The organism is Brucella sp. NBRC 113783, assembly GCF_040372265.1.
GTDB classification, from domain to species: Bacteria; Pseudomonadota; Alphaproteobacteria; order Rhizobiales; family Rhizobiaceae; genus Brucella; species Brucella teleogrylli.
Map to the genome: position 1 here is coordinate 327115 of NZ_BAABRX010000003.1, position 13260 is coordinate 340374.

Sequence of the window (13260 nt, forward strand, 5' to 3'; positions counted from 1 at the left end):
TCCGGTCAGATCGAAACGAGCTCTAAGGTGCAGGAATGAAATTATGACAGACAAGTTCAGTGTGAGAGACAAGATCGCCATTGTAACAGGCGGGTTGGGGCAGCTCGGAACCCAGTTCAGCAAGTCGCTTGCCGAAGCTGGCGCCAAGGTGGCGATCTTCAGCCGCCGGGCAATCGACGCTGCCGATCTCGAAGCGAAGTTTCCGGGCTTGACGAAGAACATTCGCGTTTATGTCGCGAGTGTTACGGACAAGGCCAGCCTTGAGCAGGCAACCGAACAGCTCATCGCCGATTGGGGTGTGCCGCATATTCTGGTCAATAATGCTGGCATTGATTCAAAGCCGTCTGGCTCTGCCGACCAGAACAGCCCTTTTGAAATTTACCCGCAGAAATACTGGAACGAGATCATCGAGACCAATCTGACGGGTGTGATGCTGTGCTGTCAGGTCATCGGCTCGAAGATGGCCGACGCCAGACGCGGCAGCATCATCAATGTCGGTTCGATCTACGGCATCGTGTCGCCCAATCAGGCGCTCTATGCATATCGCGAAGCACGAGATGGCGAGCCGTTCATCAAGGCCGTCTCCTATGCGGCTTCCAAATCCGGTCTTGTCAACTTGACCCGCTATCTTGGCACCTATTGGGGAATCAAAAATGTCCGAGTAAACCTGATTTCGTTCGGTGGCGTGAAAACCGCAAACTTTGACAAGGAATTTGTGGATGCGTTTCTCGAACGCGTTCCGATGAACCGACAAGCAGAGATCGATGAATATAATGGCGTGATACAGTTTCTGGCATCCGATGCCTCGTCCTATATGACAGGTTCGAATGTCGTTGTGGATGGAGGCTTTACGGCATGGTGACAGAACAGGCAGACAATCGATATCTGACGAGGCGCGCGTTACCTGATCGTGACAAGCTGCACGTCTCGGTCGTTGAGGCGCTGGAAGCTCAGATACTTTCCGGCAAGCTCAAGATTGGCGATCGTCTGCCTGCCGAAGCCGCAATGGCGCGTGAATTCAATGTAAGCACGCGATCTGTTCGTGAAGCGCTTCAAATCCTCGAAACAAAGGGGCTCGTTCGCCGCAAACACGGTGAAAGAGCGCTTGTTGTACGTGACGATGTCGGAGAATTTCTCGGTTCGCTTGCAACGACTGTCAAACAGCTCTTTGCCAATAATTCCGACTATCTCGTCCAACTCATGGATGTGCGCCGGATCATCGAGACGGAAGTCGTGACGCGACTGAGTTCGGAAGACCTGGTGATGACGCCGGAAGTTGACGAAGCGCTTGCCAGTATGAGGGCTGCGGCTGACGCCAATGACATGGCCCGTTTTACCGATAGCGATGCCGCTTTTCATCTTGGGCTCGTACATTCCGTGGGCAACGAAATCCTCAATGTCGTTTATGACAATCTTTTCTCGATCATCATCGACGTCATCCGGGTCACGAGCCGCGTGCCGAACAAATCGCTGGAAGATGGGTTTGCCGAGCATGAGGAAATTTACAACCTCATCAAGGCCAGAGAACCCGAGACCGCCCGGCAATCCATTCGCAGACAGATCGATGAAAGTTCGCGTTATCTCAAGGTGGCGCTAGACAATTCAAATCTCAAGAACAAGGTCAAAACCAAATGAGCAACTTCGATTATTCCGATACAGACTGGGCGTCGATCGAGCGTCTTTCGAAATGGTATTCCGGCGATGTCCATGACAGTCTTGAACAACTGGGTGGCTGGGGCTATCTGGACGGTATATCGTTACAGGGTGAATTGAAGCCGGGCGAAGTGGTTTGCGGTCCCGCAGTCACGGTGCAGTTTGCGCCAAGCGAACGACGCAATCAGCCGCAGGATGTCTATCACAATGCCATCGACAACGCGCCAAAGGGCGGTATTGTTGTCGTTGATGCGTCCTGCGCGCAGGGTTCCTGCTCGGGAGAGCTGATGAGCACAGGCGCGAAAACGCGGGGCGCGGCTGCCACGATCGTCAACGGAACGGTGCGTGATATCGCGCAGGTTCGCCATCTTGGCTATCCGCTTTTCGGTCGCGCGCGGTCTCCGGTTTCGGTATCCGGCAAGATGGAACCGAAGCTCTCGCAAGTTCCAATCGAAATCGCCGGCGTGAAGATCATGCCGGGCGACGTCATCTTCGCGGATATCGATGGCGTTGTCGTCATCCCTAAGAACATGGTTGCTGCAGTCGCGGATCAGGCCGACAAGCTGGGCGCAAACGAAGCTTCGGCCCGTGACCGTATTCTAGGTGGTGAAAAGCTCCAGTCAGTGTGGCCGGTGGAGTCGAAATACGGCGCCTGATCAAGCGGCTTCTTGACATAAAAAAGGCCGCCCTTGAGGCGGCCTTTCAACAGTATCGCTGACGAATCGATTACGGTGTCACGTCGAAACCGAACCACTTCTCAGAAAGACGCTTGATGGTGCCATCGGCCTTAGCGGCTTCAATGGCTTCATTGAACATCTTCTGAAGTTCAGGTTCGTTCTTGCGAAGACCAACGGCGACGCCGCGACCCAGAATGCCGCCCTTAAAGAAAGGACCGGTCATGACAATATCTTCATTGCCGGGCTTTTTGGCCGCATCGCTCAGATAAGCCAATGAAGCGACGACAAGATCGACGCGGCCCGACTTGAGGTCGAGGTCGTGCTGATCGGTGGTCTTGTATTCACGAATATCGGCAGAATCCTTGAAATACTTGTCGAGCAGCGAGAGGCCGAGCGAGGCAGTCTGTACACCGATTGTGCGGCCCTTGATTTCAGCGTTGACGTCGTCAATCGCCTTCTGAGCGGCAGCTTCGTCCTTGGCCAGATAGAGCGTTTCGCCCGTATGTGGCAGCTTTGCGAATGGGCTATCCTTCAGCGTGGCGAAGGTCTGCGGGGTCAAGCCATAAGAGACGGAAAAGTCGATGGTTTCTTCGCGTTTCGGCGTAGCGGTAAGGCCAGCCATGATTGCGTCGAACTTGCCTGCATTCAAGGCCGGGATGATGCCGTCGAAAGGCTGTGCAATCATGGTGCACTCAACCTTCATGCGGGCGCAGAGGTCTTTGCTCAGTTCGATTTCATAACCGTCCAGCGTACCGTCTGGCTTGGTGAAATTATATGGACGGAACGCGCCTTCGGTCGCGATAGTGAGCTTGGTCCACTTCTTCTCTTCGGCATGGGCCGAAGCAGCGGTCACAACGAGGGCCGAAACGAGAAGGGCTTTGAACAATCCCTTGGTCTTCATCTTAATTACCTTACTGCAGTTAAGTGCTGAGCGGTCTTTTGGCATAAATCAGTGACGTTTGAAATAATCAGCCGGCGTTTTCATGGCTGATAAACTTGCGAAAACGCTCTGATTTGGAGTTTGTAAACACCTCTTCGGGCGCACCGTCTTCTTCGATCAGCCCTTGATGGACGAAGACGACCCGGTTCGACACATCACGGGCAAAGCCCATTTCGTGGGTGACGACGAGCATGGTGCGTCCTTCTTCGGCCAAGCCGCGCATGACACGCAGTACCTCGCCGACGAGTTCGGGATCAAGCGCGGAGGTTGGCTCGTCGAACAGCATCACCTTTGGCTTCATTGCCAATGCGCGGGCAATGGCGGCACGCTGTTGCTGACCACCGGAGAGATGTGAGGGGTAGAAGTCGCGCTTATCTGCGATGCCAACCTTGGCGAGTAGCGCTTCGGCCTCTGCAATGCATTCCGCGCGCTGCCGACCCTGAACATAGATCGGCGCTTCGATGATGTTTTCAAGAATGGTCTTGTGTGACCAGAGATTGAAGCTCTGGAATACCATGCCAAGTTCGGAGCGGATTCGCGAGACCTGCTTCTTGTCTGCGGGATAGGCTTCGCCCTTGGAGTTCTTGGCCATCCGGATCGTTTCGCCAGAAACGGTGACGGTGCCGGATGTTGGAATTTCCAGAAGGTTGATGCAACGCAGCAAAGTGGATTTTCCGGAGCCGGAAGAGCCAAGGATTGAGATGACTTCGCCTTCGCGTGCTTCAAGCGAAATGCCCTTCAGCACTTCATTCGCGCCAAAGCTTTTACGCAGGTTTTCGACTTTTAGCGCCACCGGTGCGTTAGGAGAGATGGCTTTACTCACGATGTTTTTCCTTCGGTGGAGATACGAGCGACGGGCTGGCGCAAATAGGGCGTGAGCCTGTATTCGGCGATCAGCAGCAAGCGTGTCAGAACGAAATTGATAGCAAGATAGATCGCGCCCGCAATCACGAACACCTCAATCACGCGGTAGCTTTCGGCAATGAGCTTGGCTGCAATGCCGGTGACTTCCATGAGCGTGATGATGGAGGCAAGCGAGGTTGCTTTGATCATCGAGATCATTTCATTGCCATAGCCGGGTAGCGCCTGTCGGATAGCAAGCGGCATCACGATCCTGCGGAAGCAGGTGAAACGCGACATGCCGCAGGCTTTTGCCGCCTCAATCTGGCCGTGCGGCACAGACAGCAGACCACCGCGAATAATCTCGCTGGCATAGGCTGCATTGTTCAGCGTCAGCGCGATGATTGCGCACCAGTATGGCTCACGGAGAATGGGCCACAAGAACGAATAGCGGATCGTCGAAAACTGGCTGAGACCATAATAGATGATGAAGATTTGCACTAGAAGCGGCGTTCCACGGAACACGAACACATAGAGCCGAGCAATCCAGTCGAGGACCTTTATTCCCGACAACCGCATCATAGCAAACAGCAGGGCAAGAATTGCGCCGCACACGATGGATATGGCCGCAAGCTGCAACGTCAACGGCACCCCGCCCATCATTGCCAGAAAGGATTCTGTGTAGAATTGAAGGTTCATTTTGCCCTCCTGACGCCACGCGAGAAATGACGTTCAGCAGCTTGCAGGATGCTGCCGGAAACCGAGGAAATCAGCAGATAGAGCGCGCCTGCAATCAGGAAGAAGTTGAAAGGGAGTCCAGTCGAGCCTGCGCCGATCTGCGCCTGACGCAGAATATCGACCACGCCGACAACAGAGATCAGAGCAGATTCTTTCAACGCAACCTGCCAGACATTGCCAAGACCGGGCAGCGCATGGCGCAGGGCCAGTGGCGCGATAATACGACGAAATTTGAGCGCCTGACCCATGCCGCAGGCCGATGCAGCTTCAAGCTCTCCCTTGGATACGGCTCTGAATGCGCCGCGAAACACTTCCGTATGATGCGCACCGCAGGAAATGCCAATGGCCAGCACGCCAGCCAGAAAAGCGGGAAAGCCGATGAAGCCTTGAGCGCCGAAGAACTTTCCAAGCGCCGTAACGGCGGCGCTGCCGCCGAAATAAAACAGATAGATCACCAGAAGATCGGGAACGCCACGAATGATGGTGGTGTAGCCATCAGCAACGCCGCGCAGTGTGCGTCCGCCGGAAATCTTTGCCCAGGCGGCGAATACGCCAATGGTTGCACCCAGCAGGAAACCGACAACGGCCAGCGAGACCGTTACCAAAGCCGCCATCACGAGAACATAGCCCCAGCCGTCGGGGCCGAAGCTTAGAATGTCGAAAAAAGCCTTCATGATGCGTCAGGCCAATTCTTGAAGGATTGATTGAAGTTCATTTCACTTTCCGGCGGTCGCGCTGGACCATGTTTCATTTCGCTGCGACGGGCAGGGCAGGCTGCACACTATCTGGAATAGGATTGACGAAAACATCGCCGTTAAGCCTTTTCACGTGGTCCTGTTTGGCTTCTACAATCCGTTCGGGATGCAAAAACAGTTCCACTGCCGTGCTTCCCATGACCTTTGCAGCATGAGCCATTCCTTTATGAGCCGTAGGTAATTTACCCTGCGCCACCATTTGCCACGAATGGAGCGGCGTGCCAATAGCGCAGGTAGCGCCACGCATTTGCACGGTGGGGACAACCCAGCTCACGCTACCAACGTCTGTCGAACCAACGAGGGAATTGTCTCCCTTATAGGGTTCATAAACATCTTCACAAAGAGCAAGGCCTTCCTTCGGTTCGACGCCGAAACGGCGAAATGCGTCAGAAATGTCTTCCTTGGTCAGCGTGGCCTGAAAACGCTGTGCCATTTCCTGATCTTTTGCGTCGAATACGGGTGGTCCCAAACGCTCCAGCTCGCGCTGCATAAGCTGTTCCAGCGGCTTGTTGCCGATCAGATTGGCGTCGCCGCTAACAATTTCGCTGCGTACCGTCGTTTCCGTCATAAGCGCTGCGCCGTCGGCGATCTTCTTAACCCGCTCCAACAAGGTCTGCATCACGGGCAGACTCAGCGCGCGGATGAGATAGCGCACGCTGGCCTTGGCCTGCACGACATTGGGCGCGAAACCGCCGGAATCCGTCACAGCGTAATGAATGCGGGCCGAAGAAGGCATGTGCTCGCGCATGTAATTGACGCCGACGTTCATCAACTCAACGGCGTCGAGAGCGCTGCGTCCCAAATGGGGGGCGGAGGCTGCATGGGCCGCGCGACCGGTGAAATGAAAGCTTATTTCGTTACAGGCCAGCGATACGGGGTCGTTGACGCCTGCGAAAGGTGCCGGGTGCCAGCAAAAGGCGACGTCGACATCGTCAAAAAGGCCTTCGCGCACCATGAAGCCCTTGGCTGATCCGCCTTCTTCCGCCGGGCAGCCGTAATAGCGCACACGTCCCTTGATCCCATGTGTTTCGAGATATTGCTTCACTGCCGCCGCTGCCAGAAGTGAACCGGCACCAAGCAGATTATGGCCGCAGCCATGGCCGTGTCCGCCTGCCTCGATGGGCTGTTCTTCTGCAATGCCCGCGATCTGGCTCAAGCCGGGAAGGGCATCGAATTCGCCAAGAATGGCAATGACCGGACCTTCGTCACCTGCTTCGCCCATGACGGCGGTCGGCAGTCCTGCGATGCCGCGCGAGACGCGAAACCCTTCAGCTTCAAGCATTGCAGCATGAGCTGTGCTGGACTCATATTCTTCATAATTGGTCTCAGGATGATCCCAAACCGTGTCGCTGAGTTCGAAATAAGCGGCACTTTTGCCGTCCACAATATCCCAGATATCGTGATGGTTCTTCGCCATAGCTCGACCCTCCATCGTCTGGCTCCCATTGTATTGAGGTCCGTTATTGTCGCCCTTATGTTCGGGATTGCGCTTTTCAGCGCAATCCCGTCGAAGGGAGTAATCTGAAGTGGTGCTGATTACTTCCTTCTGCGTTCATGTCAAACATTGAATTGAAAGCCATCAACCGTGAATGCCTGACCGGTTATGAAGCACGGTTCGGATGTGGCAAGGAACGTGACAAGGCGTGCCACGTCGTCAGCACAACCAAGGCGACCGAGCGCGATGCCCTTGATGACTTCATCGGCGCGTTCGGTAACATTCGTGTCGATCTCGGTGCGGATGACGCCGGGGCAGATCGCATTTACGGCGATATTCGGGCCGAGTTCCTTGGCGAGCGAGCGGGTCATGCCCAGAATGCCGGCTTTTGCGGCAGCATAGGCAAACCTGCTGACGGCTGCGGTCACACCCCCGGAAAGTGCATTGAGCGACGACATGGAAACAATGCGGCCGCCGCCCTGTTTCAGCATATGTGGCGCCGAATGCTGGATATAATTGAAGCAGCTTTTCAGGTTGATGGCGATCGCGCGGTCGAACTCATCTTCCGAAATGTCGAGAATGCCAACCGGGGCAGAACGGCCTGCATTGTTGAGCAGAAAGTCAAGACGGCCAAATGTTTCAACGGTTTGTGCGACGACTTCACCAGCCCGCTTGTGGCTGGAAACATCGGCCACGCAGGAGATCGCCTTGACGCCGAGGCCTTCAATTTCGGCTGCGGTTGCCGCCAGTTCCACTTCCAGCAGATCAACCAGCGCAATGTCATAGCCCGCACGCGCCAGATCGAGAGCGCAAGCCTTTCCGATGCCTCTTGCCCCGCCAGTAACAATGGCAACCTTGTTTTGTGAGTTCATTTCCAGATGCGCTCCTTTTTGTATTGCCACTTGATCGTATGTCTGCCACATTATTCCACAATAGGAATTTGGTTCACGTATATGAACATTGAAAACAGTGGTGAAGTTAAGTCGGCCGTTCGGGTTCTCGAGATCCTCGAATTCCTCGGTCGTGCGCATAAGCCAGTGACGCTCAAAGCAATTGTCGCTGAGCTTGGTTATCCCAAAAGCAGTACGTTCAATCTGCTGGCTACATTGGTGGCCCGCGCCTATGTGGTGCGGGACGATACCGAGTCCTATCGCATCCATGAGGCGTTTCGTGACGGGCCGGGCTGGTCGAGCGGCAGCGATGCCTATCTGATCGCAACGGCTCAGCCGATCATGGACGCCATGCGTGACAGTGAGGGCGAAACCGTTTTTCTCGGCACACGCCGCAAGGATGGGCGGGTTAAGCTTCTCGCCAAGAGCGTCAGTCATCAGGCGGTCCGCTTCGATTCTGATCTGACAGGGTCTGATCCTGCCTATTGCACGGCAATGGGGCGGGTTCTTCTGGCGCATTGGCAGCCGGAAAAGACATCTTCCTATCTGGCCAAAGAACGGATCGTTCCTTTGACGGATAAGACCGTGATCGATCGCGTACAGATACGTCGTATCATTGAAGTTGCCCGCGAGGACGGCTTTGCAATCTGTGACGAAGAGGCGGTTGTCGGCGGGTCCGGCGTCGCTGCTCCAGTTTTTGATGCCAGCGGTGAAGTGGTCGCAACGCTCAATATGGCCACCATCTCATCGCGCTTTACCGCATGCCGTCAGCGCATGATCGACGCTGTCGTCAAGCATGCGGCAGAGTTGAGCGCGCGCCTTGGATACAAACCAACAACAGCAGACAAGCAATAACATGGATATAGAATTCAAAGAAAAGCGGGTTCTGGTGACCGGAGCCGCAAGGGGAATTGGGCGGGCTATCTGCGAGGCATTTGCTGCGGACGGTGCAATCGTTACTGCTACCGATGTTTTGGACAATGAACTGACAGAATTGGCCCGTGAGGCACAGCCCGGGCGTGGCGGCTCGATCAGAACAGTACATCTGGATGTGACCGATGAAGCCGCGATAGCCGCTTTGGCGGCGGTAGAAGAGGCCAATGGAGGCTTTGATATCTTCGTCCATGTTGCCGGTGGTGTCCTCGGACAGAAGAAGCGTCCGGTGGAGAACGTTCCAGCCGCTGATTGGGATCGCATCTACGACATTAATGTGCGCGGGGCATTTCTGGTCGCCCGGGCACTTGTCCCGGCCATGAAGCGGCGGGGCACGGGCAAAATGGTCTTCATTTCCAGCGGCGCCGGTCTTGGCGTTAGCCTCACTGGCATTCAGGCCTATGCGAGCGCGAAGGCTGCGTTGATCAGTCTTGCCCGCCAACTGGGTCACGAGCTTGGACCATTCGGGATCAACGTCAATGCCGTTGCTCCCGGCTTTTTGCGCACCAGCCCTGACTATGAGCGTCAGTGGGCTTCCTATGGTGATGAGGGGCAGGCCGCAATGATCAACGAAATTCCGTTGCGCCGGATCGGACTGCCGGAAGACATCTCGAATGCTGTGCTTTTTCTCGCATCTCCCTTTGCGAGCTGGATCACGGGCCAGACATTATCGGTCAGTGGAGGGCCGACATCATGACAACTGACGCGCCTGTTCCAACCTGGACATGGTCTGAAGAACGGCTTCAGACCATCATGAATCGTGCCCGCGCTGGCCGCAGTTTCAAACCGTCTTCCTGGCAAGGCGGCGCTCGATGCGCAGTCGCTTTGTCCTTCGATTCAGACCATGACACGTTTGAACTGCGTGATGGCGGAAAATCAATATCGGCTTTGTCGCAGGGGCAGTTTGGCCCAAGGCAGGGCATCCCTCGTATCCGCGAAATTCTGCGCCGCGATAACATCCCGGCAACATTCTTCGTGCCTGCCATTTCGGCCATGCATTATCCTGATGAGCAACGCGCCCTGATCGGCGAGGGGCACGAAATTGCCCTTCATGGCTGGATACACGAGCGCAACACATTGCTTGACGGTGAAACAGAGCGCGATCTTCAACATCGTGCCGCTGATACGCTGGAAAAGATCACCGGTGTTCGCCCGGTCGGCATTCGTACGCCGTCCTGGGATTTCAGCGACAACACATTGCAGATCACTTCTGAAATGGGATTGATCTACGATTCATCGCTTATGGCGGATGTAGATTGCTACGAGCTTTTGCTTAATGGCGAGCCGTGTGGTGTCACCGAACTACCTGTGGAATGGATTCGAGATGACGCAGCCTATCTCGTCATGGACAGATGGGGTGGGTTACGCCCGCAGATCGCACCGCACGATATTCTCCAGATATTTCTCCGGGAGTTCGATGCAGCTTACGAAGAGGGTGGCATTTTCCAGCTAACCATGCATCCGGATATCATCGGGCACCGTTCGAGAATCTGGATACTGAAAGAACTGATTGCGCATATTCGCACCTATAAGGATATATGGTTTGCGACCCACGCGGATATTGCATGTTATGCCAAGCTAAATGGTTGATAACTAGAACTTTGCGGTGCAGCTGAAACTCACTTTGGCCCGATTTTTGGACCGGGTGTGTTTACGTGTACCGGTCATGCACGGATTTCATAAGGCAGAACAAAGTTCATATATATGAACCAAATTCCGCTTTTCATCGCTGGTTAGCGGGTTCAAACTCTTAGCAACCGGGCAGAGAAAAGCGCGTAATCGCCGCCCGCATTGCAGGTAAAAAACACAAATACGCACGAGGGAACTATGCTGAAGAAAATTGCGGCCATTGGCCTTTGCACTTTATCGATGCTTTACAGTGGCAGCGTTTTGGCGAAAGACTGGAAAGCTGTGACCGTTGGTGTCGAGGGCGCCTTTCCGCCTTTCAACCTTACAAGCCCGGGCGGAGAGCTTCAGGGCCTTGACCTCGATGTCATCAAGGAAGTTTGCAAGCGCGCCAAGCTTGAATGCAATATTGTTGCGCAGGATTGGGACAGCCAGATTCCGTCGCTGCTAGCCGGAAAATTCGACGTAGTACTGACGATGGGCCCAAACCCAGAGCGTCGCAAGGTCATCGATTTCTCCGATCCTTATGTGATTACGCCGAATACGTTCTTGGTGCCAGCTGATGGACCTTTGGCCAATCTGCCGCATACGGGTGAAAGCCTTTCCACAGATACAGATGAAGGAAAAAAGGCGATTGCTGATCTCAAAGAAGCGTTGAAAGGCAAGACAATTGGTGCGTCGCTTTCGACCAGCCAGTTGCAGTTTGTCGAACAGAACTTCGGTGATGGCGTTCAGGTCCGCACCTATAAGGGATCGGAACAGGTTAAATTGGATCTCGAATCCGGTCGTGTTGACGGTCAGTACGATAATGTGGTTTTCGCGCGTGACCGTGCTGAGAAGAGCAATGGCAGGCTGAAGATCACCGGGCCGCTTCTGGTTGGTGGCATTCAGGCAACCAATGTCTGCATCGGCCTGCGCAAGGAAGAGCCAGAACTGAAAGCCAAGCTCGACAATGCACTGGGCGAAATGCGGGCAGATGGCACGCTCGCCAAGATGTCGGAAAAGTGGTTCTCCATGAATTTGAGCCCGAAGGGCTAAGCGAACTCCGCTCTAGTCTTTTTAGGAAAGCCCCGTTTTGCGGGGCTTTTTCTGTTTTAGGTGCCGTAAAAGGTCTGCGCCATATGGCGACGCAATTATCTTAGGCGCAAAGCGTACGACCTCATTCATCCTCTATTCAAACTGTTGGATTTAAAGCATAGTCCGGCGCATATGGAGGGACCCCAGTATGGTATCTGTAGTTAAAAAGATGGTTGCATCGCTATGTCTGGGCGGTGTGATGACAATGGTTTCGCCGCTGCTCGCAACATCCGCGTCGGCGGCAGAATTGCAGCGTTGTGCAAGCGAAGGCGGTATTTGCCGGCTGCCTTACCCGGCTGAAGTGGTCTATGGGACAGGCGGACACAACACCTCTCGCTTTATCGATCGTCCGGAAGTGCCGTGCTCGAACCGCGTCTTTAACGATCCAGCACCGGGCAAGAAGAAGAGCTGCTCTTTCGTTGTCCGTGACCGTTACGACCGCCCCGGTCGTCCGGATCGTCCCGACCGTTATGATCGGGATCGCGATTGGCGGCCTTGCGCGAAGGAAGGCGGATATTGCGACTTCTACGGGCGCAAACGGGTTCGCTATGGCGCGAAAGGTCGCTTTATCGAACGGACTTTCCGTGACGGAGTCGATTGCGACAATTATTCGTTCGGAGATCCGGCACCGGGCAAAGGAAAAGCCTGCTACGTGCTGGATTAAGTTCAAGCATTATCTGACCCGAAGGCAGCCGTTTCAAGCTGCCTTCGTGAAGCGCGTCTTTAATGCGCGGTCACAAGGCTATGAATGATCGAAAACATCGTGCGGGCGCCATCGGCTGCGGCAAGGATGGCTTGCTGCATTGGCCCTGCCGCGCAATCACCCGCGGCATAGATACCCTTCATTGAAGTCTCGTTCATTTCGTTGCGCCACAGGCCGCCATCCTCGCGCATAGTCAGCGCCAGATCTGCCACGATGCGGGTCTGACTTTGAAGCGGCCTTATCCACAGTGACTGGATGCCTTCCCGGCGACCGTCCTTGAGCATTGCGCCGCCGATGGTGTGACCATCACCGCTAAGAACCTGTTTGATTGGCGTCGTTACCAGGTTGATTCCGGCGCGCGATAAATCGGTCAATTTGTCGGCTGGAAGATCAGCGCCGTTGGTCAATATAGTCAGACGCCCCGCCCAGTTTTTGAAAAACGGTGCATGATCCAGCATGGCGGCGTTCTCGGCAAGTACACCCCAATGCTCGCCGCGATGTTCGAAACCATCGCAGAATGGACAATGATGAACACCTCGTCCCCAGTTCTCCGCTAAGCCTTCAATCGCCGGGAGCTGATCCGACAGGCCAAGGGCCAGGAGAATTTTGGACGCAGAAACAATGTCTCCATCGACCAATTCTACTGAGTAGCCCCCATCTGTTGGCCAGATCGCCTGGGCAAGACCGTCGCGATAGGTCACTGTGTCATAACGCGATAGCTCTTCACGCGACACCTTCCGAAATTCTTGTGGCAGAATTCCATCCCGTGACAGGTAACTGTGCATGGCGGGCGCTTTTCGATTTCGGGGCTCTCCGCCATCGATGACGAGCACTTTGCGCAGAGCGCGTCCTGCGATCAAGGCTGCGGAAAGCCCCGCAGGGCCACCGCCAATGATGATGGTCTCGTAATTTTGCATGATTGTTTATCCGGTCATTTGATAGCTGTTGACGATGACGCGCCAGAGCAGTCTGCACGAACCTCCTCGACAGGAC

15 protein-coding genes are annotated in these 13260 nt (G+C 54.9%); 8 read left to right on the top strand and 7 right to left on the bottom strand.

Annotated elements, in window-relative coordinates:
- The first annotated feature begins 43 nt into the window (after nucleotides 1-43).
- Genes ABWW11_RS12015 through ABWW11_RS12025 form a run of 3 tightly spaced genes read left to right on the top strand, consistent with a single transcriptional unit; the run spans nucleotide 44 to nucleotide 2309 of the window.
- Nucleotides 44-862, top strand: a complete 819-nt coding sequence (locus ABWW11_RS12015) for an SDR family oxidoreductase (RefSeq protein WP_124915446.1) — start codon at nucleotides 44-46, stop codon at nucleotides 860-862.
- Nucleotides 856-1635: a FadR/GntR family transcriptional regulator gene (locus ABWW11_RS12020; RefSeq protein WP_078337161.1), complete on the top strand. Its 780-nt coding sequence runs from the start codon at nucleotides 856-858 to the stop codon at nucleotides 1633-1635. The genes ABWW11_RS12015 and ABWW11_RS12020 overlap by 7 nt, the downstream gene beginning before the upstream one ends.
- Nucleotides 1632-2309: an RraA family protein gene (locus tag ABWW11_RS12025; protein WP_109366024.1), complete on the top strand. Its 678-nt coding sequence runs from the start codon at nucleotides 1632-1634 to the stop codon at nucleotides 2307-2309. Before ABWW11_RS12020 ends, ABWW11_RS12025 begins: the two co-directional genes overlap by 4 nt.
- 70 nt (nucleotides 2310-2379) lie before the next feature.
- Here ABWW11_RS12025 and ABWW11_RS12030 read toward each other — a convergent pair whose 3' ends face one another.
- The 6 genes from ABWW11_RS12030 to ABWW11_RS12055 all read right to left on the bottom strand — a co-directional run bounded on the left by ABWW11_RS12030 (nucleotide 2380) and on the right by ABWW11_RS12055 (nucleotide 7910).
- Nucleotides 2380-3231: a transporter substrate-binding domain-containing protein gene (locus tag ABWW11_RS12030; RefSeq protein WP_109366023.1), complete on the bottom strand. Its 852-nt coding sequence runs from the start codon at nucleotides 3229-3231 to the stop codon at nucleotides 2380-2382.
- A 67-nt stretch (nucleotides 3232-3298) separates the two neighbouring features.
- The gene (locus ABWW11_RS12035) at nucleotides 3299-4093 is read right to left on the bottom strand and encodes an ABC transporter ATP-binding protein (protein ID WP_109366022.1); all 795 of its coding nucleotides are present in this window, start codon (nucleotides 4091-4093) and stop codon (nucleotides 3299-3301) included.
- Complete coding sequence (locus tag ABWW11_RS12040; protein WP_109366021.1) at nucleotides 4090-4809, bottom strand: ABC transporter permease; 720 nt, start codon at nucleotides 4807-4809, stop codon at nucleotides 4090-4092. The genes ABWW11_RS12035 and ABWW11_RS12040 overlap by 4 nt, the downstream gene beginning before the upstream one ends.
- On the bottom strand, nucleotides 4806-5522 hold the full coding sequence (locus tag ABWW11_RS12045; protein WP_109366020.1) for an ABC transporter permease: 717 nt from the start codon (nucleotides 5520-5522) through the stop codon (nucleotides 4806-4808). The genes ABWW11_RS12040 and ABWW11_RS12045 overlap by 4 nt, the downstream gene beginning before the upstream one ends.
- A 73-nt stretch (nucleotides 5523-5595) precedes the next feature.
- Nucleotides 5596-7020, bottom strand: coding sequence for a M20 family metallopeptidase (locus ABWW11_RS12050; protein WP_244597040.1), 1425 nt, complete (start codon nucleotides 7018-7020; stop codon nucleotides 5596-5598).
- 140 nt (nucleotides 7021-7160) lie between these two features.
- Entirely contained in the window at nucleotides 7161-7910 is a 750-nt protein-coding gene (locus tag ABWW11_RS12055) for an SDR family NAD(P)-dependent oxidoreductase (RefSeq protein WP_109366426.1), read from the bottom strand.
- Nucleotides 7911-7991: 81 nt separating this feature from the next.
- Between ABWW11_RS12055 and ABWW11_RS12060 the strand changes: the two genes are divergently transcribed.
- The 5 genes from ABWW11_RS12060 to ABWW11_RS12080 all read left to right on the top strand — a co-directional run bounded on the left by ABWW11_RS12060 (nucleotide 7992) and on the right by ABWW11_RS12080 (nucleotide 12228).
- Nucleotides 7992-8783, top strand: coding sequence for an IclR family transcriptional regulator (locus tag ABWW11_RS12060; protein ID WP_109366018.1), 792 nt, complete (start codon nucleotides 7992-7994; stop codon nucleotides 8781-8783).
- A 1-nt stretch (nucleotide 8784) separates the two neighbouring features.
- Nucleotides 8785-9558: an SDR family NAD(P)-dependent oxidoreductase gene (locus tag ABWW11_RS12065; protein ID WP_109366017.1), complete on the top strand. Its 774-nt coding sequence runs from the start codon at nucleotides 8785-8787 to the stop codon at nucleotides 9556-9558.
- Entirely contained in the window at nucleotides 9555-10451 is an 897-nt protein-coding gene (locus ABWW11_RS12070; RefSeq protein ID WP_109366016.1) for a polysaccharide deacetylase family protein, read from the top strand. Before ABWW11_RS12065 ends, ABWW11_RS12070 begins: the two co-directional genes overlap by 4 nt.
- Nucleotides 10452-10688: 237 nt before the next feature.
- Nucleotides 10689-11525 (top strand): transporter substrate-binding domain-containing protein, encoded by an 837-nt coding sequence (locus ABWW11_RS12075; RefSeq protein ID WP_109366015.1) that lies wholly within the window; start codon nucleotides 10689-10691, stop codon nucleotides 11523-11525.
- Between the two features lie 187 nt (nucleotides 11526-11712).
- On the top strand, nucleotides 11713-12228 hold the full coding sequence (locus ABWW11_RS12080) for a hypothetical protein (protein WP_109366014.1): 516 nt from the start codon (nucleotides 11713-11715) through the stop codon (nucleotides 12226-12228).
- 59 nt (nucleotides 12229-12287) lie between these two features.
- On the opposite strand, the gene ABWW11_RS12085 is transcribed toward ABWW11_RS12080, so the two are convergent.
- Complete coding sequence (locus tag ABWW11_RS12085) at nucleotides 12288-13184, bottom strand: NAD(P)/FAD-dependent oxidoreductase (protein ID WP_109366013.1); 897 nt, start codon at nucleotides 13182-13184, stop codon at nucleotides 12288-12290.
- Between the last annotated feature and the right edge of the window lie 76 nt (nucleotides 13185-13260).